The sequence below is a fragment of the Paenibacillus sp. B-A-8 genome (genome assembly GCF_048572915.1).
GTDB lineage: Bacteria > Bacillota > Bacilli > Paenibacillales > Paenibacillaceae > Paenibacillus_AQ.
Genome location: NZ_CP183882.1, coordinates 464,157 through 487,392 on the forward strand (window position 1 = coordinate 464,157; position 23,236 = coordinate 487,392).

20 protein-coding genes and 1 riboswitch are annotated in these 23,236 nt (G+C 45.7%); of the genes, 12 read left to right on the forward strand and 8 right to left on the reverse strand.

What is annotated here, in order from left to right; all coding sequences use genetic code 11:
• Positions 1-71: 71 nt before the first annotated feature.
• The 3 genes from ACN6MV_RS02110 to ACN6MV_RS02120 form a co-directional block, all read right to left on the reverse strand.
• Entirely contained in the window at positions 72-1,121 is a 1,050-nt protein-coding gene (locus ACN6MV_RS02110; protein ID WP_419885599.1) for an ABC transporter substrate-binding protein, read from the reverse strand.
• Positions 1,122-1,281: 160 nt separating this feature from the next.
• A riboswitch (TPP riboswitch) is annotated at positions 1,282-1,392 on the reverse strand.
• A gap of 149 nt (positions 1,393-1,541) precedes the next feature.
• Entirely contained in the window at positions 1,542-2,993 is a 1,452-nt protein-coding gene (locus ACN6MV_RS02115) for a hypothetical protein (protein WP_419885600.1), read from the reverse strand.
• Positions 2,994-3,073: 80 nt separating this feature from the next.
• Complete coding sequence (locus ACN6MV_RS02120) at positions 3,074-4,288, reverse strand: MFS transporter (protein WP_419885601.1); 1,215 nt, start codon at positions 4,286-4,288, stop codon at positions 3,074-3,076.
• 161 nt (positions 4,289-4,449) lie between these two features.
• On the opposite strand from ACN6MV_RS02120, the gene ACN6MV_RS02125 reads away from it, so the two are divergent.
• The 7 genes from ACN6MV_RS02125 to ACN6MV_RS02155 all read left to right on the forward strand — a co-directional run bounded on the left by ACN6MV_RS02125 (position 4,450) and on the right by ACN6MV_RS02155 (position 10,023).
• Positions 4,450-4,869 (forward strand): pyridoxamine 5'-phosphate oxidase family protein, encoded by a 420-nt coding sequence (locus tag ACN6MV_RS02125; RefSeq protein ID WP_042123646.1) that lies wholly within the window; start codon positions 4,450-4,452, stop codon positions 4,867-4,869.
• Positions 4,870-5,017: 148 nt separating this feature from the next.
• Positions 5,018-5,692: a response regulator transcription factor gene (locus ACN6MV_RS02130; protein WP_042123648.1), complete on the forward strand. Its 675-nt coding sequence runs from the start codon at positions 5,018-5,020 to the stop codon at positions 5,690-5,692.
• Positions 5,689-7,113 carry a histidine kinase dimerization/phospho-acceptor domain-containing protein gene (locus tag ACN6MV_RS02135; protein WP_419885602.1) on the forward strand — a complete coding sequence of 475 codons (1,425 nt, stop codon included), beginning with the start codon at positions 5,689-5,691 and terminating at the stop codon, positions 7,111-7,113. The genes ACN6MV_RS02130 and ACN6MV_RS02135 overlap by 4 nt, the downstream gene beginning before the upstream one ends.
• A 70-nt stretch (positions 7,114-7,183) precedes the next feature.
• Positions 7,184-8,095: an ABC transporter ATP-binding protein gene (locus ACN6MV_RS02140; RefSeq protein ID WP_042123652.1), complete on the forward strand. Its 912-nt coding sequence runs from the start codon at positions 7,184-7,186 to the stop codon at positions 8,093-8,095.
• Positions 8,092-8,808: an ABC transporter permease gene (locus tag ACN6MV_RS02145; RefSeq protein WP_042123654.1), complete on the forward strand. Its 717-nt coding sequence runs from the start codon at positions 8,092-8,094 to the stop codon at positions 8,806-8,808. Before ACN6MV_RS02140 ends, ACN6MV_RS02145 begins: the two co-directional genes overlap by 4 nt.
• A 2-nt stretch (positions 8,809-8,810) precedes the next feature.
• Positions 8,811-9,545, forward strand: coding sequence for an ABC transporter permease (locus tag ACN6MV_RS02150; RefSeq protein ID WP_042123656.1), 735 nt, complete (start codon positions 8,811-8,813; stop codon positions 9,543-9,545).
• Positions 9,546-9,657: 112 nt separating this feature from the next.
• Positions 9,658-10,023, forward strand: coding sequence for an ArsR/SmtB family transcription factor (locus ACN6MV_RS02155; protein ID WP_042123658.1), 366 nt, complete (start codon positions 9,658-9,660; stop codon positions 10,021-10,023).
• A gap of 120 nt (positions 10,024-10,143) precedes the next feature.
• On the opposite strand, the gene ACN6MV_RS02160 is transcribed toward ACN6MV_RS02155, so the two are convergent.
• Positions 10,144-10,905: a CPBP family intramembrane glutamic endopeptidase gene (locus ACN6MV_RS02160; protein ID WP_076116597.1), complete on the reverse strand. Its 762-nt coding sequence runs from the start codon at positions 10,903-10,905 to the stop codon at positions 10,144-10,146.
• Positions 10,906-11,134: 229 nt separating this feature from the next.
• Between ACN6MV_RS02160 and ACN6MV_RS02165 the strand changes: the two genes are divergently transcribed.
• On the forward strand, positions 11,135-13,375 hold the full coding sequence (locus ACN6MV_RS02165; protein WP_419885603.1) for a heavy metal translocating P-type ATPase: 2,241 nt from the start codon (positions 11,135-11,137) through the stop codon (positions 13,373-13,375).
• Between the two features lie 60 nt (positions 13,376-13,435).
• Here the strand turns inward: ACN6MV_RS02165 and ACN6MV_RS02170 are convergent, their stop codons facing one another.
• The 3 genes from ACN6MV_RS02170 to ACN6MV_RS02180 form a co-directional block, all read right to left on the reverse strand.
• Positions 13,436-14,401, reverse strand: a complete 966-nt coding sequence (locus tag ACN6MV_RS02170) for an L-lactate dehydrogenase (protein WP_076116601.1) — start codon at positions 14,399-14,401, stop codon at positions 13,436-13,438.
• 173 nt (positions 14,402-14,574) lie between these two features.
• Entirely contained in the window at positions 14,575-15,075 is a 501-nt protein-coding gene (locus ACN6MV_RS02175) for a CcdC family protein (RefSeq protein ID WP_076116602.1), read from the reverse strand.
• Between the two features lie 246 nt (positions 15,076-15,321).
• Positions 15,322-15,582, reverse strand: coding sequence for a GlsB/YeaQ/YmgE family stress response membrane protein (locus ACN6MV_RS02180; RefSeq protein WP_042123669.1), 261 nt, complete (start codon positions 15,580-15,582; stop codon positions 15,322-15,324).
• A gap of 249 nt (positions 15,583-15,831) precedes the next feature.
• Here ACN6MV_RS02180 and ACN6MV_RS02185 point away from each other — a divergent pair, with 249 nt between their 5' ends.
• Entirely contained in the window at positions 15,832-16,881 is a 1,050-nt protein-coding gene (locus ACN6MV_RS02185) for a lactonase family protein (RefSeq protein WP_339288940.1), read from the forward strand.
• 128 nt (positions 16,882-17,009) lie between these two features.
• Here the strand turns inward: ACN6MV_RS02185 and ACN6MV_RS02190 are convergent, their stop codons facing one another.
• Complete coding sequence (locus ACN6MV_RS02190; protein ID WP_419885604.1) at positions 17,010-19,277, reverse strand: alpha/beta hydrolase family protein; 2,268 nt, start codon at positions 19,275-19,277, stop codon at positions 17,010-17,012.
• 486 nt (positions 19,278-19,763) lie between these two features.
• Between ACN6MV_RS02190 and ACN6MV_RS02195 the strand changes: the two genes are divergently transcribed.
• The 3 genes from ACN6MV_RS02195 to cysW all read left to right on the forward strand — a co-directional run bounded on the left by ACN6MV_RS02195 (position 19,764) and on the right by cysW (position 23,223).
• The gene (locus ACN6MV_RS02195) at positions 19,764-20,891 is read left to right on the forward strand and encodes a sulfate ABC transporter substrate-binding protein (RefSeq protein ID WP_419886707.1); all 1,128 of its coding nucleotides are present in this window, start codon (positions 19,764-19,766) and stop codon (positions 20,889-20,891) included.
• Between the two features lie 100 nt (positions 20,892-20,991).
• A complete protein-coding gene (gene cysT, locus ACN6MV_RS02200; RefSeq protein ID WP_042123674.1) occupies positions 20,992-21,846 on the forward strand; it encodes a sulfate ABC transporter permease subunit CysT in 855 nt (284 codons plus the stop codon).
• Positions 21,847-22,359: 513 nt separating this feature from the next.
• The gene (gene cysW, locus ACN6MV_RS02205) at positions 22,360-23,223 is read left to right on the forward strand and encodes a sulfate ABC transporter permease subunit CysW (protein WP_076116607.1); all 864 of its coding nucleotides are present in this window, start codon (positions 22,360-22,362) and stop codon (positions 23,221-23,223) included.
• The last annotated feature ends 13 nt before the right edge of the window (positions 23,224-23,236 follow it).

The following is a 23,236-nucleotide window of genomic DNA, read 5'->3' on the forward strand; positions in this document are numbered from 1 at the left end:
CAACTTTGATAACGATGTAATTCAGGACGCAGATTCGGCGTCGAATCTTGAACGAACTTGGGAAGTCCGGTCTACTCCGCCGGTAAAAAATCATTCGTGAATGCACTAGCTGCATCCAGCGGTTTGTCCAGCAGCTTCAAATCATACATCCAGTCGCCGTAATTCTGCCAGACCTCGGTTTTTTGCTCTCCCCAGCGTGGGGCGTCGTCCTTATATTTCGGGCTAAGCCATTTCTGGCTAGCTAGGACAAGCTCGGCATCAAGGTCAGGCACAGCCTTGGATAATGTAGCGGCAGCCTCTTCTGGATGATCAATCGCATATTGATAGCCCTTGGATGTGGCTTTCAGGAAAGCCTTCACCAAATCTGGATTCTCAGAAATCTGCTTCTCACTCGTGGTCAGCACAGGGGTGTAATAATCGAGCTGAGGCGCATAATCCTTCAAGTAAAGCATATCCAGAGGCTCACCACGCAGTTCGGCTTCAATACCAGTCCAAGCGTAGAAGATCCAAGCGAAATCAATGTCACGTTTGACTGCGGTAAAATAGTCAGCTTCACCAATACTGATTAGCTTCACCTTTTTCACATCGCCACCTACAGGGTCCATGATCGCCTTCATGGCTGCTTCTTCAGCAGGAGAGCCCCAACCGCCGTAGGTTTTACCCTCAAAATCTTTTGGTGATTTAATATTGCGGTCTACTGGAGCGGCGAAACCCGAAGTATTATGCTGAATAATGGCTGCAATCGAGACAAGGGGAACGCCTTGTAGACGGGCTAGAGTCAATCCTTCCTGAGCGCTGATCCCAAAAGCGGCTTCGCCAGAGGTAACCATAGTATCAGAACCCGCTGCGCCAGGTTGAACGATTTCTACATCCAGACCTTCTTCCGCGTAATAACCAAGATCCTTGGCTACGTATAGACCGGTGTGGTTCGTATTCGGTGTCCAATCCAGTGCAACCTTAACTTTGGTAAGCTCTTTCGGAGCATTTGATCCGGTCGCTGTATTCGAATCCGCAGCATTTCCTTTGTTTCCGGCTGTATTCCCATTGTTGCTGCCGCATCCGGCAATCGCAAGAATGAGCATACAGGTGAGGCTAAGCATAAGTGCTTTTTTGAGTTGCATGTCTTCTTCTCTCCTTTAAGGTTGCCAGATCCCGTCATCCAACATGAACCATAAAGTGTAGTATGTACATTTCTTCTACATCTTTTGTGATCTACACAAAAAAAGCGCCCCGAGTGATCGGGACGCTGGCTTGGCGCAAGGTTAGTAAAGGTCACAGGGACCAAAACCAATTGGCGATTCCTACGCTGGCATTATCCAGATCAGGTATAAGGGTCAGTATCTTGTGGGATACAATCTCAGCCGGCCAATTCCAGCACCCCTGGTTCTATGAAGTTAACGGGTATTTCTCGCTTAAACGCTAATCGTCTTTATAAGGACGCTGAAGGCGTTTATGCTTGCATACGGTGTATTATAGACGGCTGTTCTCGGAATGTCTAGTAGCACGCGCCTAAATTTTTCGAATCTCTCCGTCCGTTTTCATTAATCCAGATCTTTATGTTTCTTGCGATGACGCCGCTTAAGCTCAGTAACCAGAGCACCTAGCGTAAGGACAACACTGATCATTATCCCGCTCATAATCACGAAAAGAGCAAGAAACTCAAAGGGGGAATAGCTAACCATCTTACTCCATTGAATCTTTCCATCCAGATCGTCAATGACTTGATTCATGCCATAAATCCCACTTACCACCGTAAATACAGTGAGGATCATCAGCAGATTATCCCGGCGCTTCGATTGGAACTTATCTTGATACTGAAACAGGTCAGTCAAGGTTTCTTTTACTTCCTCGAACAGAGCGTCATTCCCGTATACTTTACGCAGCTGAAGAAAAATCTCCCGTCCTTGCGACTGTGAAATCAGCTCCAAGAAATAAAACTTTGCCGAGAATTTATTAATCGAGTAGATTAAATTGTCGATCTCATCATAATCGTGGTTTATGCGTAGTCGGGAATGCATATTTGCCAGCTTTAGCAGAACAATTTTGTGGAAAATATTGAGTAGAAATCCGTAATAATATTGCCCGTACATCTGGTTGGCCAGGCTAACGGCGATCTTTGGTTCAGCTCGGGTCAGACAGCAAAAGGTCTGCTCATTCATCATATAATACGAGTCTGGGCCCCATCGATTATAGGAATGCTCATGACAGTAGTTCGCAATATACGCTGGATCGCTGGCACTGGCATAGGGCTTCCCTTTCAGATCAATTCCATCAAGCTGAGAGGCGCGATAGCGCATATTTATACTAATCTCATCAGAATCTCCTTCATTCTGAAAGCCATAAAAGGCTTGCACCTGCATTCTTTCATCTACGAAAAAGGGAAGGGTCTCGAAATAAGCCCCATTGATATCCGAGTGATCCAGAAAAGGCTCCAGTCCATCCACCAGATTTCGGAAGACAAAATCCTCTACCATCTCATAGGTCTGTTCTCCGCAATGGATATAGGTGTAGTCATCCTGTACGAAGGTATTCTCAAGCGTCCGGAAGCGGTCCGCGAATTCCAGTGCAATACTAAAGGGAATCGAATTCCCCTCAAGCTGGACACGTATCGTCACAAATCCAAGCTGAAAAGGACATATGAATATATCCGTCGAGAGAATTTTAAAAAATATAGACTGCTGAGGAATCTCTAGAATACAGTCCAGATTATTGACTCTGGAAAAGCGGCGGAAAGAGTCTACGTCCTTCTTGCGTGGAAAAAGAATATGTGCAGCAAACGGTAAATAGGTGCGCTCCATCCGTTCATGGGAAACACAGTGATCTTCTCCGTAATAGGCATTTTCTAACTCTTTATTATCCAGAAAAAAACGTGTGAAGCCATCATCCTGCAATTGTTGGATAAGCTTCTTAGAATCGCCCTTTTTTATTGAAAAGGGAAAAATAAACTGCATAAGCGCAGTATGTAATAAAGGCTCAGTTGAAAGCTTATCCATTCATCGTCCATCCTTGTGCTCAGAATATGCTTATAGATGACATTACCCTAAAAGGATTAGGTTGATACCATATTAACATTCTAAATACTGGAACTCTTTCTTTGCACTGCTTGTCTGGATTGGAATCTCCATGTGGCAATGCTCAGCAAGAACAAGAAGGCGGCAAAACCGGCAAGTAACCCAGCAGTTTGTGCCACTTTTAGATGGTCCATAGACCAGCCCATAAATAGGGGCAGCAGAGCTCCACCGACACCTCCAGCAGCGATCATTATGCTGGGTGTTGATTCTTCGGCTCCTGGTAGCATCTTGCTGGAGAAGACTAGAGCTATGGAGAAAATACCGGACATAAATAGCCCAAGTAGCATAATCACGATGAATGCAGCTAATCGATTATCTGTGAACGGAAAAAGAGCCAGCAGTAACAAGGTCAGTAAACAGCTACTTAAAATGTATACACGGTAAGAAATTCTCTCTGCAATCACTCCAGCAAACAATCTTCCCGTAGACATAGCTAGCCAAAAGAAAGTGACTGTCAGCGCCGCAGCAGATTCTGTCATCCCTAGCTTGGCGATAAAGATGGCGGGCATAAAGTTGACCAGACTCATCTCCGTACCTACATAGAGAAAGAAGAAAAGGATGAAGATGCCCAGCAGAATCCATTGTTTCCCTTTATACGGAAGCTGTGTGCTGGACTGCGAGGAATGTGCGGACACTGAGACTTTGCGAGGTGCTCGCTCGTCCAGTATGCGCTGCAGATTCCCAAAATGGCCTCTTCCCCAGAGAATGAGGGAAATGAATGAGAAGCCAGCGACAATTAGAAATGCCAATCTCCATGCTCTTGTAGCAATGAGCGGACTGGCGATAAGAGGCATCACGAGTGCGCCTATCCCAAATAGGACTTCTAATCGGCTCATCGCGATCGCGGTTCCTTCAATCACAGCTCCGATGATGATGGTGCCGATCACGGCTTCGATCATGCCGAAACCAAAGCCTGCTGCAACAGCGATGACATACATCCACTCCCAAGGGGGTAGAAAAGCATACGCAATCTCAGCAGTCAGGAGAAGAGCGGTGGCGATAATGATGCCTCCTCGTTTCCCAAAACGGCGATTGAGTAGGGGAGAGACAAGCACACCAGCCAAAAAACCAGCGAATTGACTAAAAATTAATTGCCCGCCGGCACTATAATTTTGGTCATAATGCTGTAGCAGAACGGGAAGAATAGATCCCAGCACTACATGAGCAAGGCCAATGACAAAGTAGGAAAGACAGCCAATCCAGATCAGTTTTTTCACGAAGTAAGCCCCTTATATTGAAAGTAGTTTATGGAGTAAGGTCGGATTCAATGTGAACCGGAAGGGTACATTATAATAAGCACCATTGTTATGATAAATCCAAACGGTGAGCTTGGATATATAAACTTTTGTTTACATGCTTGAAGGGAGAGATTTACGTAATGGATAACAAACAACTGGAACAACTCATTATTAGAGCATTGGATGACAACAAGTTCGGTTCCTTTGGTACGATCGAAGAAGGAAATAAGCCGAAAGTACGTTACATGGCCATTTTCCATGAGGGTTTGAAGATTTATTTAGCTACGAATCGCAAAACTCATAAGGTGGAGGAATTATCGAATAATCCGAATGCTTTTTTGCTGCTTGGATATGAGTCAGGCGGAAGCAAAGATGTGCTGGAGATTGAAGCCACCGTTGCCGTTTCTAAGGATGAAGGGCTGCGCACAAAGGTGTGGAACAAAGAGCTGGAGCCATGGTTTACTGGGCCTGATGACCCTAATTATGTGATTCTTGAACTTACTCCAACGCGTATTGAGTATGTTGGCAGTAATAAAGAGCACGGCGTGTGGACTCCCTAAACCAATTTAAAATCGATTCCGAAAGCCTTCCTATCCCCCACGGGTTTAGGAGGGCTTTTTTAAAAGATAAGTCCCTGAGTGACCTGTTAAAACATGTTATAATGACTTCAACTTTTTACGTAATTTCTCAGGGGAGGACTTAAAATACATGACCGTTACTCTGTTATATATTGAAGATGATCATGAAATCGGCAGCGTCGTGTCTGCGGATTTAAGTGATCGTGGTTATAGTGTACGTTGGCTGCGGAGCGGGGAGGGAGCGACGGAGGAAGCAGCGCCTTGTCATTTGGCTATTCTGGACGTTATGCTTCCGGGTTTGGATGGATTTACTGTCGGCCAACGCTTGAAGCGGGTGTACCCAAAGCTGCCGATTCTGATGCTCTCAGCCCGAACCTCGATTGATGACAAGCTGCAGGGCCTTGAGTTCGCGGACGATTATTTGACCAAGCCTTTTCATCCGGATGAATTGGCAGCCCGTATTGAGGTGCTGCTTAGACGGAATGGAGCAGCAGTGCAGGATTCACTCGCGCTTAAGCACTTAGTCGTCTATGAAGGGGATAACCGAGTGATAAATGCTCAGACACAGGAAGAAATCATGCTTACGGGTAAGCAGTTTCAGATTTTTTCTTATTTGCTGCGTCATCTTGGTCAGATTATGACGAAGGAGCAGATCTATGAAACGGTCTGGGGGGAGAGCTATATCGAAGGGGATAAAACGCTAATGGTACATATTCGGTATTTGCGCGAAAAGCTAGAACTTGATCCGGGCAATCCGGAAATTATAGAAACGGTCCGCGGGATCGGATATCGAGTAAGAGCATGAGGGAGTTAGGGCGCATTCGTAAGCAGCGTAACTCCTCTTTGTTATCGGGATATTTGCTTATTATTGTTTCTGCACTGCTTTTTATCCCTGTGGTCCTGCCGTTATCTTTTGTTCTCTACAATATGGTTAATGAAGTGACTAAAGGGGCTCCACCTGTAGACACCTCTCTGTATTCGAGTGTTGCAGCGCTGGAGACCATGTGGCATAAAGAGGCGCTTCAATTGGAAGATGCTTCTTCGGAAGGCATAAATGAGCGGCTACATGAACTGAGCCAGAAATACACTGAGGCTACTATGTTTTGGGTAGATGGGCAGGGAATGACCCAGTTGATTCTTACACCTGATGAAGGCAATCCGGACCATGGCAGCGGAGTTCCGGAGCAGTGGACTGCGGCTGAGGCTATTTTTTTTATGAAAGAAAGTACAAAGCGTGATCCTTTAGCCATTGTCGCCTTCATGGGAGATCGAGCGGATGCGGGTAAAGGGTTTATGGTAATGCAAATTCCAAACAAGCTGCTTAACAAAGGGGCTTATGGGGGAGTCGGGGCTTGGGCTTTGTATTATTTTGTGCTCTTTGTACTTTTTGGAGGGTTCGCACTGGTTTCTTTGCTGTTCTTTAAAAAAATACGCAAACGGCTACTACAGCTACAAACGGCGATGACCATTACGGGTCCAGATAGAATGCCTAGACCTATAGCGACAGGCAAACTGGACGAGATTGGCCGATTGGAGGAAGCCTTTAATACGATGGTCGTAAAGCTTGACGAAAGTCGACGCAGGGAATTAGAAGAAGAGGAGCTGCGAAAGCGTTTAGTATCCAACCTATCTCATGATTTGCGTACGCCGCTTACAGTCATCCGCAGCCACATTCATGTAATGACTAAGGAGAGCTTAACTCCAAAAGGTCAACAGTCCCTACAGCTTATGGATGAGCGTATTGCGGATCTTAGCGTCTTGATCGAGAATCTTTTATCCTACAATTTACTGAGCAGCGGAAGGATTACCTTAAAGCCGGAACGTAAAGATGTCCTGCGTTTGTTGCGGGAAAGTGCCGCTGCTTGGTACCCCGTATGGGAAAAAGAGGGCTTCGAGATCGATATTGATCTCGAAGCTGAACCACTAATCTGGATGGTGGATGAGGTGTGGTTCCGCCGTATTCTTGATAATCTGTTTCAGAATATTGTACGTCATGCCAACAGCGGTCTTTATGTAGGGATTTCTACGGAGTCCCGTAATGGGCAACGCGTTATTTTGATAACGGATCACGGTAGAGGTATCCAGAGTCCATCCGATTACAAAGGGGCAGGATTAGGGCTGTCCATCGTGGATCTGTTAATGAAGCATATGGAGTTAGAGTGGGATATGGAGAGTACAGGAGATGGCACCTCTATTGTAATCTTCAATCCACGGGATGAAATTTAAACAAAACTTAAACTTCGTGCCGCCTTGTTCTTAACCTTGGGACGTTATGCTAATTACCGAGGTGAGGAACATGAAAGAAACAGTGATTGAAACGAAGGATTTATTAAAAAAATACCGTGGCCGGGCTGCGGTGGAAAATTTAAATTTGAACATCCGCAAGGGAGAAATCTATGGCTTTCTTGGCCCAAACGGGGCAGGGAAAACAACAACAATTCGTATGCTGCTTGGACTGATCACTCCAACATCAGGAGGGATTGAAGTATTCGGCCAGGATCTTCGCAAGCATAAACTGCAAATTTTGCGGAAGGTAGGGTCGCTTGTAGAGTCTCCATCCTATTACGGGCACTTAAGCGCTGTGGATAATCTTGAAGCCATCCGGCGTATTCTTGGTGCTCCGAAGTCACGGATTGCTGAGGTGCTTGATATTGTTTCCTTAACAGGGGAAGAGAAGCGCCCGGTTAAAGGCTTCTCCCTCGGGATGAAGCAGAGACTAGGTATCGCTGCTGCCTTGCTCGGGGAACCGGAGCTGCTTATTCTGGATGAGCCGACGAATGGACTTGACCCGTCTGGGATTCAGGAAATTCGCGGACTGATTAAACGATTGCCGCAGGAGCAAGGGATTACTGTCGTAGTATCCAGTCACTTGCTTAGTGAAATTGAGCAAATGGCGGATACCGTAGGGATCATTCGTCAAGGGCAAATGGTGTACCAAGATAGTATAACGAATCTGCAGCGGCAAGCCGGGGGAGAAATGCGTTTAGCAGTCTCGGACCCGGAGGCCGCGCTTCGTCTTGCTGAAGAACGGGGGTACGCAGGGCTACTTCAAGACCAAAAGCTAGTCTTCTCCCGGATGATCGATGCAAGAGTTGCCTTGCTAGTCAAAGCCTTGGTAGAGAATGGGCATGCTATTTATCGTGTAGAGGAGCGGAGACAATCACTTGAGGACTTCTTCCTGCAGGTTGTAGGAGGAGAGGAATCATGATGTGGAGGGCACTGTCGGCGGATTGGCTCAAAATCCGTGGCAAGGGACTCTGGTTTCTAGTGTTTCTTGGACCGCTTGGACTTGTAGCCATGCAAGGCTTGAACTTCGGCCTTCGTTATGATTATCTTCGCGAGCAGTATAGCGCGGATTTATGGGGTGGACTTCTGAACAATGTGGCTGCATTTGTGCCCATTGCTCTTTTTCTCGGAGGGACCTTAGTATGCTCGTTGATTGCAAATGTAGAACATCAGATGAGCTCGTGGAAGCAGCTCTTGGCGCTACCTATCTCACGTACTTCAGTATTTATGGCTAAGCTGGTGTTATGTTTGGTGCTAGTGGCGGTTTCTTGTTTGCTGCTTTCGGTGGGTACAGTTGGTTTAGGGCTTGTTTTGGGCTTCAAGGTAGAACTGATTCCTTATTTGGATGTGTTACGAATTGGTTTTATGTCCTATATCGCGGCGTTGCCGGTAATTGCCTTGCAGCTGTGGCTTTCTCTGGCTAACCGAAATCAGACATTGCCGGTCGCTCTGGGGATTACCTTATCTCTGGTATCTATCTTTTCTATGTTACTTTCAGAATGGGTTCCCTTAACATGGCCCTATATGGCTTGGGACTCTTCTCATCGTCTCTTATTTAGCGGCGCAGGGTTGCTGCTGGGGCTGCTGATTCTTTTGCCGGGTGCACTGCACTTCGCACGAAAGGATGTGGATTAACGATGAATTCATTTTGGAGAGTATTATCCTCAGAACGATTAAAAATGTCTAAATCATATGTCTGGCTTTTAGTTATAGGCAGTCCGATTTTAGCATTACTTCCCGGGGCATTGGCAGATAACGAAGGGGAGAAGATGAGTTGGGAACTGCTGTTAAATGTGATGTCCATGATGCATGCCTTGCTGTTTCTACCTGTACTCTCGGGTATTTTCGCCGCGCTGATCTGTCGTTATGAACATCATGACGGGGGCTGGAAGATGTTGCTGTCTCTGCCTGTGACTCGGTTATCAGTATACCTTTCAAAATATGTGATGATTATCGGATTGCTGGCTGCGGTCCAACTAACGTTCCTGGTGATGGTGCTGGGAATGGGTTTATTCCGAGATATTCCGGGTTCAATCCCTTGGTCGCTGCTACTTAGCTCGGTATTTGGCGGCTTTGTTGCCTGTCTGCCACTCGCTGCACTGCAGCTGGCTATCTCTCAAGGCTGGAGCAGTTTCGGCGCACCGCTGGCGCTTAATGTGAGTCTGACCATTCCCAATATGCTGATCGCCAATTCTTCAACCTATGGTCCTTATTATCCTTGGGTACAACCGATGTTGGCAATGATGCCGTATGGTGATGACACGTTTGGGGCTTTTAATTTACCGTTCGAAACGCTGATGATGGTAGTGGGCGGAAGCTTCATTGTCTTTTTTATGGCAGGACTGATCTCCTTTTATCGTAAAGCGGTCTGATATGCAACTCGGAGTGTATACACGCCTTCTCAATGGACATCCAGAGCTGGTTTTCATATAATTGAAGAAAACAATCAGCAAAGCTAACTAGCTGGTGGAGGAGGGCGATAGCATGGAGCCAACGGCATTAGAGGATTGCGATAATACATGCAAGGGTTCGGAGCTTGAACCGGAATCCATTGCATTGATCCTGCCTGACCGAGGAATAACGGATAAAATGGCAGAGATGTTCAAGGCGTTGGGTGATCCAACACGAGTGCGGCTCATTTACGCTTTGTCCCAGAAAGAATTATGTGTACACGATTTGTCTGTGATCCTTGATATGGGCCAATCTGCGATATCCCATCAGCTCCGTTATTTACGGAATTTACGAATTGTGAAGCGTCGTAAAGAAGGGAAGACGGTATTCTATTCGCTCAATGATGCGCATGTAGAGCAGATCTTTCTGCAGACACATGAACATGTCCGTCACGAATAGCTAGGGAAGCAAAAAAAAGAGGGAATTCCAACAGCCGTTTCAGGCGCTTGGGATTCCCTTTTCTTATTATGTCGCAGTGGGTTTGCGATGAATATGCTCTTCTTAAAGGAATGGTGTCGATTAACCAGCTTGATTTAGGTTCTTCGTCATGTTTGGTTTTCTAAAGGATAATACTAGCCAGACACATTGAGCAGCGAGCACCAGGAGAATGAGCAGATCAATTCCTATATAATCGCTTGTATTATCGTTACCAACAAACTGAATCAGATTATGTACAAAATGAAACAATATCAGCGGAACAATATTATTATTTTTCAACATCAATAAAGAAAGCACAAAGCCGATCAGAAGAGCATATACGAGCTGTAGAAGGACTTGAGTGATGTCTGTACCAGATAAGGCATTAAGTAAGTGGGTAATAGAGAATAGAATACTTGAAGTAATTACTGCCGTTGTAGCACCCTTACTGAGCAAAGTCTTGAAAATCAATCCGCGGTAGATACTCTCTTCCACAAAAGCTACAAGCAGGGTGAAAAAGATAAAGAACAATACCTCAGACGTACTGATTTCACGAAAACCTTTAAAGGATATGGTGATCAGGATGACCAATAGAGGTGCATAATAGATCCAATTCCCAGAAGATATGGTGTTCAGAGGACGGAAGCCAAGATCACTCCATTTGTTCTTAACCGTGAAGTAGATGAGTAGTACAAGAGCAATTGGAATAAAGGAGATCAGTACTGGAGCGGTATACGATAGCTCTTTAAGTGTGGCGTAAGTCCCGGCGGCTGATACCGCTAAAAGTAACAACACCTCAATAATAACAACGGTCCAAACAGGGTATTTCTGTGAAAAAGAAGACGTTTTGGCTAGCTTTGACATGGTCTGCATTCATCCTTTCTTTATCTTTCAGTTGCCAATCCATCTAGAAAGTGATCATGCATAATTTTACATATTTTCGTGAAAAGGTCAATTTATTTAATTTTTATGGAAACGGAGAAAAATGGTGCATATCACGTATTGACCTTCAAAAATAAAGGGAATATAATAGCAATAAGATAACATATGAACAAGTGCTCATATATGGTTTTTATTTGAGGAGATGTGCCGTATGGATACGATGCAAGGAAAAGTAAAACGTCAGTGGGAATTAGAAGGCTTAGATTGCGCCAATTGCGCAATGAAAATTGAAGATAAAGTGAAGAAGATTGAAGGCGTATCGTCTTGCTCTGTTAATTTTGTTACGAAGACAATGACGATGGAAACCGCCGCAGGTTATGAGGAGTCAGCGATTGTTGAAGCAAAGAAAACGGTGAAAGCACTTGAGCCCCATGTAAATGTGAAAGAGAAGGTTTCGGGTAGTCGCAAGCCGCATAATAACAGTAGTCATCAACATGATCAAAAACATGGACATGACCACGATCATCAGGCTGCAGACGGACATAAGCATGATGATGCGGATGGCCATAGCCATGGTCACAGTCACGAGCATGGGGAAGGCGATACCCGTAAGATTCTACTGCGGTTAGGTGGCGGTGGCATACTCGCTCTTGCCGGAATATTCTTACCGGTCGAGGGTGTAGTAGAACTACTGATTTTCTTAGCAGCCTATCTCATCGTGGGTAGTGAGGTCGTCTGGCAAGCAGTGAAGAACATTATCCGGGGTCAGGTGTTCGATGAGAATTTCTTGATGGCTCTCGCAACCATCGGTGCCTTTGCGATTGGTGAGTATCCAGAGGGTGTAGCGGTTATGCTTTTTTACCAAATCGGAGAACTGTTCCAAGGTCTGGCAGTAAACCGTTCACGCCGATCTATCACGGCACTTATGGATATCCGTCCTGAATTTGCTTACCTTAAGCTTGGAAATGATCTTAAACGAGTCTCCCCTGAGGAAGTGGCGATCGGTGATTTGATTGTTGTGAAACCGGGTGAAAAGGTACCTCTGGACGGAACGATCCTTGAGGGGAGCGCCATGATGGATACATCAGCACTTACCGGGGAATCTGTACCGCGTTCGGCTGGACCGGGAAGTACGGTATTAAGTGGGTTTATTAATCGGAACGGTGTTATTACTATGCAAGTCACGCAGACCTTTGGAGAATCAGCTGTATCTAAAATTCTGGAACTGGTGCAGAATGCTTCGAGCAACAAGGCGAAAACGGAGAACTTCATTACTAAATTTGCACGGGCTTACACACCTATAGTAGTGATCACAGCTGTACTGCTGGCTGTCGTTCCTCCGCTAGTGATTAGCGGGGCAACCTTTTCAGATTGGATTTACCGGGCGCTTGTATTTCTCGTAATCTCCTGTCCGTGTGCGCTTGTGGTCTCAATTCCACTCGGTTTCTTCGGAGGAATTGGTGCAGCTTCACGCAGTGGAATTCTAATCAAAGGAAGTAACTACCTTGAAGCATTAAATGATGTGAAAGTAGTTGTCTTTGATAAGACAGGAACGTTGACCAAGGGGCAGTTTAAGGTCACTGGAATTTATCCGTCGGGTGGTAACTCTAAGGATGAATTGCTGCGAATAGCCGCTTATGCGGAGAGCCATTCGAATCACCCGATTGCCGAATCGATTCGGACGGCTTATGGAGAACAGATTTCTAAGGAAGCGATCTCCAATTACAATGAAATCTCTGGTCACGGAATTGAGGTTTCGATTGAAGGTAAGACGGTCCTTGCAGGTAACGCGCGTCTGATGGAGCGAGAGGGTATAGCTTATGAGGTGCCAGAGCAGAGTGGTACAGTAGTTCACATCGCAGTGGATCATCAGTATGGAGGATATCTGGTGATTGCTGATGAAGTGAAGGAGGACTCACTGCAGGCCATTCAGACGCTCAAAAAACTTGGCATCCGCAAGACGGTGATGCTTACTGGCGATGCTTCTTCCGTAGCTGAAGCTGTTGGGAAGCAGTTAGGTGTAGATGAGGTACACGCGGAGCTTTTACCGCAGCATAAGGTAGAGGCCATCGAGAAGCTGGATCGTGAAAAGTCACATCGTGAGAAAATTATTTTTGTCGGTGATGGAATTAATGATACCCCGGTACTGGCTAGAGCAGATGTGGGGATCGCAATGGGTGGACTGGGCTCGGATGCAGCGATTGAAGCGGCAGATATCGTTATTATGACTGATGAACCATCTAAGATTGCTGTAGCTATCGGAATTTCTAAGCGCACACGGATGATTGTATGGCAGAATATTATCTTTGCTTTAGGCGTTAAAGCTATATTTCTTGTCCTCGGTGCATTTGGGATCGCCACGATGTGGGAAGCCGTATTCTCAGACGTTGGGGTAACCGTGTTAGCTGTACTGAACAGTATTCGAGCATTAAAGGTTAAAGATCAAGGATAAAAAAATCGCTCTTTAGGGTATTGGTGTTACTTACTGATCCCAAAGAGCGATTTCTTTTGTTTAAAGGGGGTTGTCTTCCAAGTGCAGACTCTCAATACCTGCGCGTACAATGCTGCAGGAGGCGTCGAATTTCGCTGCTTCTTCAGTGTTTAGGTTAAGCTCGAGCAGTTCTTGAATGCCAGTACTGCCAATAATGGCAGGCACACCGGTACATACACCACTTTGCCCGTACTCTCCGTCCAGAATTGCAGATACGGCAATGATCTTGTGCTCATCATTCAGGATGGAGCGAGTAATGTAGGCCAGTGCGCTGCCAATACCGAAATGTGTAGAGCCTTTTTTGGTGAATATCTCCCAGCCCGCGTCTTTGGTCTTGCGGGAGATATCCTCCAGATCCAGATGCTGGAACCGCTCGCGATGCTGCTCCATAATTTGCAGGATAGGCTTGCCGCCAATCGTCACATGTGACCAAGCTACAAACTGGGATTCACCATGTTCTCCGAGCGCGTAGCCGTTAACGCTGCGCGGATCAATAGAGAAAACATCGGACAGTAGTGTTTTTAGGCGTGAGGAGTCAATGGAGGTTCCCGTACCAATAATTCTGTGGCGGGGCAGCCCTGATATTTTCCATACCATATAAGTGACAATATCGACTGGATTAGCGGCGACTACGAATATTCCATCGAATCCCCCAGCCATGATGTTGGTGATAATTTCTCTAGTAATTACCGCAGAGGCTTCCAGAACATCCAATCTTGTCTGTCCCGCCGTTGGATTGGCGCCAGCAGTCAGGATAACTACATCCATTCCTGCACAGTCGCTATGGGTTCCGGCATACACCTTTGTGCGTGTGTTGGTGAAATCCATGCAGTGCGAGAGATCAAGTGCTTGTGCCATAGCACGGTCATAGGTGCGGTCGATCATCATGATCTCATCACAAATCGCCTGATTGACCATGGAGTAGGCGCAGCTGGAACCGACCATTCCGGAACCGACGATGGCGACTTTTCTCGATTTACTTTTCAATTGCCTTGACCTCACTCTCTATCGTTAGATATGCATATATTTTAACGTATCCCTCCGCAAGTTACCTAACATCGGACACAGAAAAAATGATTTTTTTACTCCAAGGCGTTCAATAGTAAAAAGCCATCTCAATCAATTGGATTGAAATGGCTTCTTGGAATAACAATATATACTTATGACTGTAGGGATTGTGTCTCCGAGGAAGTCATTACCTTATAACGTTTGTACATAAAGAATCTCCAATGAACAATCATCCCGAAGGCCAAGATAAAGAACAATCCGCCGGACTGTGGGATAGAAACATAACTATTAATAAATTCATGAAGTAAGGTGCGGACTAGAAGAAGTCCGAGCAGGATGAAAGCAAAGCTCTTAGAACGCTGAGCATAGATTTGTCCATCCCGTTGTTCGAAGTTTGTACTGCGTATTAGAGGATACGCGAAGATGAACCAGCCGATCAGAAAGGCGAGCGCTGCCCACCATAAAGGAAACCTAACTTCAGGTACAACGAACATGGCAAAGCCGGTCGACATACCTAGAGGCGGAATCCATATTTTTCGAATGGTAACCGGACGTGCGCTAGCTTTAAGACGAATAAAAATAACCATTAGCGCCATGAGCAAGGTCCCTATAGTGGAGCCGATATGTAGGAGTGAGGGGTTAATGCTACCCATGATTCACGACCTCTCTATGATTTGAGTCACTTGTATCTTCATTATAACAGAAAAACGATGGCAGAACATTGAAGTGTAGCCGCTGTACGGAGGTAGTAACTCCATGAAAAGCACTGCAAACTACTTTAAGTAGAAAGGAGCCGAAAACACCAAATAGCAGATCAAGGCTAAACCGCCTAGACCTGCTATTTTTTAGCATAAATATTCATTTAGGGAAGTAGCCCGATAATATTAGTTCGGTCTAGCTTATGAACGGCTGCGTCCGCTTGTTGAGCGAAGAATAAGGCTGACGATAAAGATCAGAACAACGGCCCCGATCAATGAAGGGAAGAAGTAGAAATCACTTACTTTAGGTCCCCAGCTTCCCAGAAGCACGCCGCCGAGCCATGAACCGATAATACCTGCGATAATGTTACCAATAACCCCGCCTGGAATATCTCTGCCCATAATCAGACCCGCTAACCAACCAATAATCCCACCAACAATTAACATCCATAAAAAACTCATGTTACTTCAACTCCTTCGTTTTGTTGTTTTCGATGTCTACTATTAACCTTGCCAATCATGTTTAAACCACTTGTAAAAACTTACTTCTACCGGAATTGTTAGGAAGTGGGCTCAAAATTCAACTCGATAATGTATTACAACTATAAACATGCTATAGTGAAAAAATATTATGAAATACTGAGTAAGATGCTATCAGTAAAGGGTAATTAAGAAGTAAATACACTTTATACAAACAAAGGAGTCGCTACTATGGAACGGCCTAATGAGGTATTGTTTTATGTGGGAACGTATAACCCTGAAGGTGAGGAAGCTATTCTATTATGCTCGCTTAGTCCTTCATCAGGGGAAATGAAGATTCTTGAGGGTACAAAGGGCATTGAGAATCCATCGTTTTTAGCAGTAAACAGCACAGGAAGCGTGCTCTATGCGGTTAGTGAGAAGGATGAGGGCGAGGTCTATGCTTTTGCTATTGATCCTGTTACTAAAGCGCTGAGTCCACTTGGAAGTCGTCCTACGGAAGGCGGCGCTCCTTGTTATGTCTCCATCAGTCCTAAGCAAGATTACATATTTGTCTCTAATTATTCCGGTGGCAACGCTAACGTATTTCCTGTAAATGAGGATGGCTCGCTTCAGGTTATGTCTGACCAAGTGAAGCATGTAGGTTCAGGAATTCGTGAAGACCGTCAGGAGGCTCCGCATCCACACTCCGTCATTCCGGATGGAAGCGGAAAGCATATACTGGTTTGCGATTTGGGACTGGATCAAATCCTGATTTATCGCCTTGAAGAAGGTAAGCTGTCTAAGCATCGGGAGATTAATCTCCCACCTGGTTCAGGCCCCCGCCATCTGGCGGTACACCCTTCAGGACAATGGATTTACCTGGCGAATGAACTAAACTGTACAGTAACGGTATTTGCTAATGATGAGCAGAATGGGAACCTCAGCATTTTAGAGCATGTTAGCACGCTTCCAGAGCAATACATTGCGGGTAGTGATGATACAGCTTCCGATATTCATGTATCGCCATGCGGTAAATTCTTGTATGTCTCGAACCGGGGACAAGACAGTATCGCCTTGTTCCATATTGAGGGTTCAACAGGTCATCTTGAAGCGGTAGATTGGCAGGTTACAGGCGGACGTACTCCGCGTAATTTCGCCATCATTGGCGGCAAGCTGCTCGCTGCGAATCAAAATAGCGACATTATTACTTCGTTCTCCATCGATAGTGACAGTGGCAGATTAATTCCTACAGGGAATGAGCTGAAGATAAAGACACCAGTCTGTATTCAAGCCTTGTAGGCTGGGAATAGGTTATTGTATGTTTCAATATTAGGGGCTATTCCCCGTAACCCATCAAAATAAAAGGCCTTCCCCTCAGCTCTACATGTGCTGAGGGGAAGGCCTTATTGGTATAATGGCAAGATACCTTAAAACGTGTTTCGAATTCCTAAATCGTAGAAGCCAATGTCATCTAGCATGATTTTATCTCCCTCAGCTTCAAGGTAGAAGGTGATTTCCGTCAGGTTCTCAGGCTCTAGCTCGGGTTCTTCCTCTTGAAACTGTTCGAAAGGCATCTCATAGGTTTGAAAAACAGCTTCGGATAGATCACCGTATTTCCCATCATTAATCCGTTCTTCAAGCCATGGGAATAACGTGAATTGAGTTTGCGGCAGTGGAAGAATATCCATTACCTCACTTAGCGGCAAGCGTGCTGAGGTATCATTTTTGTCGGTTAATTCCACCTCTACATTCGGAGGTAGCGGAATATTTAATTCATCCTTAATATCACCATTGAGGTTTGCTAAGGAGAACGTAAGACCGTCTGCGTCTGAAAGGGCCATTTCAGTAACAACACTGTCTTTAAGCTTAATGTTGTAATAGGCGTCCTCGTCTTTTTTGGCTGTCCGTTCAAGAACGACACCATAGGTGCCTTTACTCTTAGATTCACGATCCTTCGCGAGCTCTTCCGACCAGGATAATCCGGAAGCTTCTGCTGTTCCAAGATCAACGGTATTCTTGTTGCGATCCTCGTCAAATGTGGCTACTGGCCGATATCCGCCATCCTGGAATCGACTGTAGTAAGTAGTATCCGGTAGCCATTTCAGTCCGCTGCGGTAATCCCGGAACAAGCTCTGGTATTCGTCTTTTCCATGTAAGGTAGTCTCCAGAAAAGCTGATACATAGACTTTTGCGATTTGCCGCTGTTTATCTGCTTCCATAATTTGCGCTCGATTTAAAAAGAGTCCAGCAGGTAATGTCTGATCATAGGCACCCCAATCGCTGTTGAACTGACTGTGATTGGCGTCCGCAATATACAGCGAGCTTTTGAAAGCGGAGGACCCTTGGGAATAGGAAGTACGTATATACTGTCGATCACCATAGAAATCATGTACATCCCCATCGCGAGCCCCTTGCAGAGTCAAATAGTTAACATCCTTGAGACGGGCTTGCTGATCGTCTATCGCTTTGTCCGTTGGGGCAAGGGCGACTACAGAGGTTATATTAAAACGATCTACTGCCTTCATAACGGGATCATTTTTGAACCAGCGATCGGCATCTGCAGCCATAGCAACAGCTTGTCCACCGCGGCTATGACCGAGCAGGGCGGTTTTTGTGAAATCTATTTTCTGATAAAAAGGATTGCCCGGTTGTTCTGAGAAATCTGCAAGCTGTTCCAGATGTTTCAGAATGATCCAGGTTCGTACTTTAAAATCATTGTCCGGAATACCAGACCAAGCCGAATAGTTGAGGAAATTCTCATCCAGGGAAATTGCGATAAACCCTCGACTGGCCAAGAGTTCACCGAGATAAGCATACCCTCCGTCAGAGTAATCTTCCATCATGTGATTTCCGTGCACCATCAACACTACCGGATAGGGACCTTCGCCCTCAGGCATCCATACACGACCATTAAGTGGAAGTGCATTATAATCGAATCCCCAGAATAAAGTGCGCAGTTTTGACCAATTCTTAATATAAGCAGAAGCATCTACTGTAGAAGAGATCACATTTGCATCCTTGCCGTATTCCGTTCGGTGCAAATCCTTACCGTTGGCATAGGTGAAGGACTGATAAGCTTGATTGCCAGGTTGTGCCGGATCGGAGGCAGTCAGTGGAATTACATCCGAATCACTGACATCAATAGGCTCCAAAGTAGGAAGTTCCTGCACTCCGTTTGCCAGAGCCAGTTGGGAAAAAGTTACCGTAATGGTAAGCAGAAGTCCCAGTGTTACTCTTTTGCTGCGCAGCAGACCGATAGCCAAACCGCCTAACGCACCTAGTAGTGACAGAAGGACAGCAATGAGTGCCGCTGCTTCAATCTCAAAATCAGCGTAATATAAGATTAGTAGAATAGCTCCAAAATCGCTCAATACACAGCCTGCGAATAATCGTGGGATGCGAAGTCCGGTCAACGCGATCAGTACGGCTATGATATTGCTGGCAATGGCCAGCAGAATGGTGCTCGTACCTGCAGCAAGTGCAATATCTGTGGGCACCCCTAACCCAGTAGGTATACCTAATACAGCAGTCGTGAAAGCCAAAAAGCAAACGATCCAAAGACCAGCGATTGCTGTCCTCCAGACCGTTGTATCATAACGGTAAGTTCCCCTAACTCTTCGTTTAAATTCTTGAGTCATTCGCCTGTGAAGCCGTGGTCTTATCGGCGCAGGGACGTACTCTAAATCCATACCCATGATTCTCACTCCCGACATTAAGCGGTAATTTTCTCTAGACCATAAGCTGTAGCAATAATATTACTTTATAGCATCAATAACAAGTGGATCTTACAGGAACCCACACCATTGCCTGTATAGCGTGGGACTCACAAGATTCCTTTGTCATTGGTTGGAAAAAAAGGTTTGACACAGTTAAAGGGTTTCAGTATTATATCCATATAACCAACTAAGTAGATAGGAATAATCGAAGAAAGTTCTTACCGTACAGACGGAGGGACGCTCGCATTAGGCTCGCAGACACGTGTCATAGGACCGGTTTGACCTGCCATACGTGGGCTTTCCTCCGTTCTTTTTGTTACCTGCAAGCATAAACGCCTCGGCCTCCTAATAAGGACTATAAGCGTTTAAGCGAGAAATATAAGGAAAATGTATAACGTGAAACTTATACTTTCTTATATTTTAAGAATGAAATGATGGCAAGAAAAACATGGGGGAGTGGAAATGATGAAGAGAAAAATGAACAAAGGGCTTCTTGTAGGATTTACCTTGTTGCTGACGGCAGGACTTACTGCGGCTTGCGGCGGCAATAACAATAGCGGAAATAGTGCTAGTTCGGCAACGAACTCACCAGCAACAACTAATACAGCGGAGGCTACGAATGCTGCAGAAGCTACAAAGGCGCCATTCAAAGATCCGGTAGAACTGCTCAACGTCTCCTATGATCCTACTCGTGAGCTATACGAGAACTATAATAAGGCTTTTGCAGCTTACTGGGAAAAAGAAACGGGACAGAAGGTCACAATTAAGCAATCTCACGGTGGATCAGGTAAACAAAGCCGTGCAGTGCTTGATGGTCTGGAAGCGGATGTGGTCACACTGGCCCTTGGATATGATATTGACGCATTGCAGGAAAAGGGTCTTATCAATGAAGGCTGGCAAAGTAAATTTGATCATAACAGTTCACCTTATACCTCAACAATCGTGTTCCTAGTACGCAAAGGGAATCCGAAAGGAATCAAAGATTGGCCGGATCTGCTCAAGGAAGGCGTAGAAGTGATTACACCAAATCCGAAAACATCAGGTGGTGCACGTTGGAACTACTTGGCGGCGTGGGGTTATGCGTTAGACCACAACAATAACGATGAAGCTAAGGCTGAGGAATTTGTAAAAGAACTGTTCAAACATGTTCCAGTGCTGGATACGGGGGCGCGCGGTTCGACGACCACTTTTGTAGAGCGTGGAATTGGCGATGTGCTGATTGCTTGGGAGAATGAAGCTTATCTTTCTGTAGAAGAGCTCGGTCCGGATAAATTCGATATCGTAAATCCATCTGAAAGTATCCTGGCTGAACCGCCGGTAGCAATAGTAGATAAGGTTGTGGATAAAAGAAATACGCGTGAGGTGTCCGAGGCTTACTTGAAGTATCTCTATACGGAGGAAGGACAAAAAATCGCGGCTGAGAACTACTACCGTCCAACGCTAGAAAGCGTGAAAGAACAATATAAAGATAAGTTCCCGGAAATTAAGCTATTCACACTGTCTGATAAATTTGGAACCTGGAAAGAAACACAAGAGAAGCATTTTAACGATGGCGGGATCTTTGACAAGATCTATGTGCCGGGTGCTAAATAACAGATTAATAAAATGGGATTATTACTTTGCTTTTAGAGATTTGTCCCTAGTAAGGGGCTGATCGGCTAACCTGCCGAAGGCGAGAAAGGATGAATAGGGGATGAATGTCACCGCAACTACTACAGCTGCACCGGCGACAACTCGGAGAAAGATACTGCCCGGTTTTGGAATAACGATGGGGTACAGCGTACTTTACCTGAGTCTTGTAGTACTCTTGCCGCTCTCAGCGCTATTGTTCAATTCTACTGGACTGAGCTGGGCGAAATTCTGGGATGTAGCTACCGATCCGCGCGTATTGGCTTCGTATCGTGTCAGCCTATCTACGGCAGCGGCTGCTGCTTTTGTCGATGCTATTCTAGGTCTTTTGCTGGCATGGGTACTGGTACGATATGAATTTCCGGGCAAAAGAATATTTGATGCGCTGATCGATCTTCCGTTTGCTTTACCGACAGCTGTAGCTGGTGTCTCCTTGACGGCTCTTTATGCGACAAACGGCTGGATCGGAGCGTGGCTTGAGCCGCTGGGATTAAAGGTGGCATTTACCCCGCTTGGCATTACCCTTGCCTTAATGTTCATTGGGATACCGTTCGTCGTGCGAACGGTACAGCCGGTGCTGGAGGATTTGGATCGGGATATGGAGGAAGCCTCAGCAACCCTTGGTGCAGGCCGCTGGAGAACCTTTCGTTCAGTGGTATTGCCAGAGTTGTTCCCTCCGCTGTTAACAGGCTTTGCTTTGGCATTTGCCCGTGGTATTGGTGAATTCGGTTCTGTCGTGTTCATCTCCGGTAATATGCCGATGAGAACGGAGATTGCTCCCTTGCTTATTATGTCTAAACTGGAGCAGTATGATTACGCTGGTGCTACTGCCGTAGCGTTGCTGCTGCTGCTCATTTCCTTCTTAATGCTGTTAGTTATTAATACGCTCCAGCGTTGGGTGCGTAAGACTTCTCGGTAGGTCTTTAGGTTTTGACTCTCTATATTGCAAGTATTTAATTTGGAAGTTTTGTTTTGCTGAGCGATTCTTAGCGAAGCTATAACCGAACAGGTAAATGACGACTTTATTTTACGAAGCATACTTGCTTCCGTAAAATGCGGAATCCCAAGGGAAATTGAGGATTCGCAGAGTGAATTTTCTTTTAGAGGAGCGATAGCGATCTCGAAGTTTTGAACCAGATAACTGGTAAGAAAGGAACGGAGAGGAATATTGGAACTGTAGAAGCGTTAGCGTTCGCCTTTATCCTCGGATTTCTACCGCGGACAGCGGTTCAAATCAGGAAATCTGAGGATAACAGCGATCGGAAGTCCAATATTCCTTGGAAGTGACCCATTTACCAGTAATCTTGTTTGAACGATTCCAGCCGCCCGATAACTCCAAAATTCACTCAAAGACGCTTCATATTTCCCGTTGTTCGGTATTTTTCAAAAGCTAATCATGCTTTCGTAAAACCCTTTAAAGGAGGAATAACTTGTGGCAGGCACCGTCCCACTCCAAGCCCCTCGGCTGCAGAAGAATACGTCCTCGCCAGCGACAACGGAAACCAAGGTTGTAAAATGGGTGTTGATCGGAGTTGCTGGACTAGTCCTTTTTTGGCTGATTGCTCTGCCTTTGGTTGTAGTGCTGACAGAGGCGCTGAAAAAAGGCTGGGACGTATATATAGCTGCTCTAACTGATCCAGATGCCCGTTCCGCACTGAGGCTGACGCTTCTTGTTGCAGCGATCACTGTACCATTGAACACCTTCTTTGGTGTAGCAGCTGCGTGGGCAGTAACCAAGTTTCGTTTTCGCGGCAAAGGGTTTCTCATTACCTTGATTGATCTCCCCTTTGCAGTATCGCCGGTCATCGGCGGTCTGATCTTTGTGCTCGTCTTCGGCGCCAACGGTTGGTTTGGCCCTTGGCTGAGCGCCCATGATATCAAGATCGTATTTGCGCTTCCAGGGATCGTGTTGGCCACACTGTTTGTTACATTTCCTTTTGTGGCGCGTGAGTTAATTCCACTGATGGAGGATCAAGGGACACAGGAGGAAGAGGCAGCGATTACCCTCGGAGCACATGGTTGGCAAATCTTTTTCAGAGTCACGCTTCCTAATATTAAATGGGGTTTATTATACGGCATTATTTTGTGTAATGCGCGGGCCATGGGCGAGTTCGGTGCAGTCTCTGTAGTATCCGGGCATATACGCGGGGAGACGAATACACTGCCGCTGCACGTTGAGATTTTGTATAATGAATATCAATTTTCAGCATCTTTTGCAGTAGCATCACTGCTCCTCTTATTGGCTTTGGTGACGATGATTATTAAAAGCTGGTTATCACGAAAAAATGCCCATTGACAGTACTTTTGGT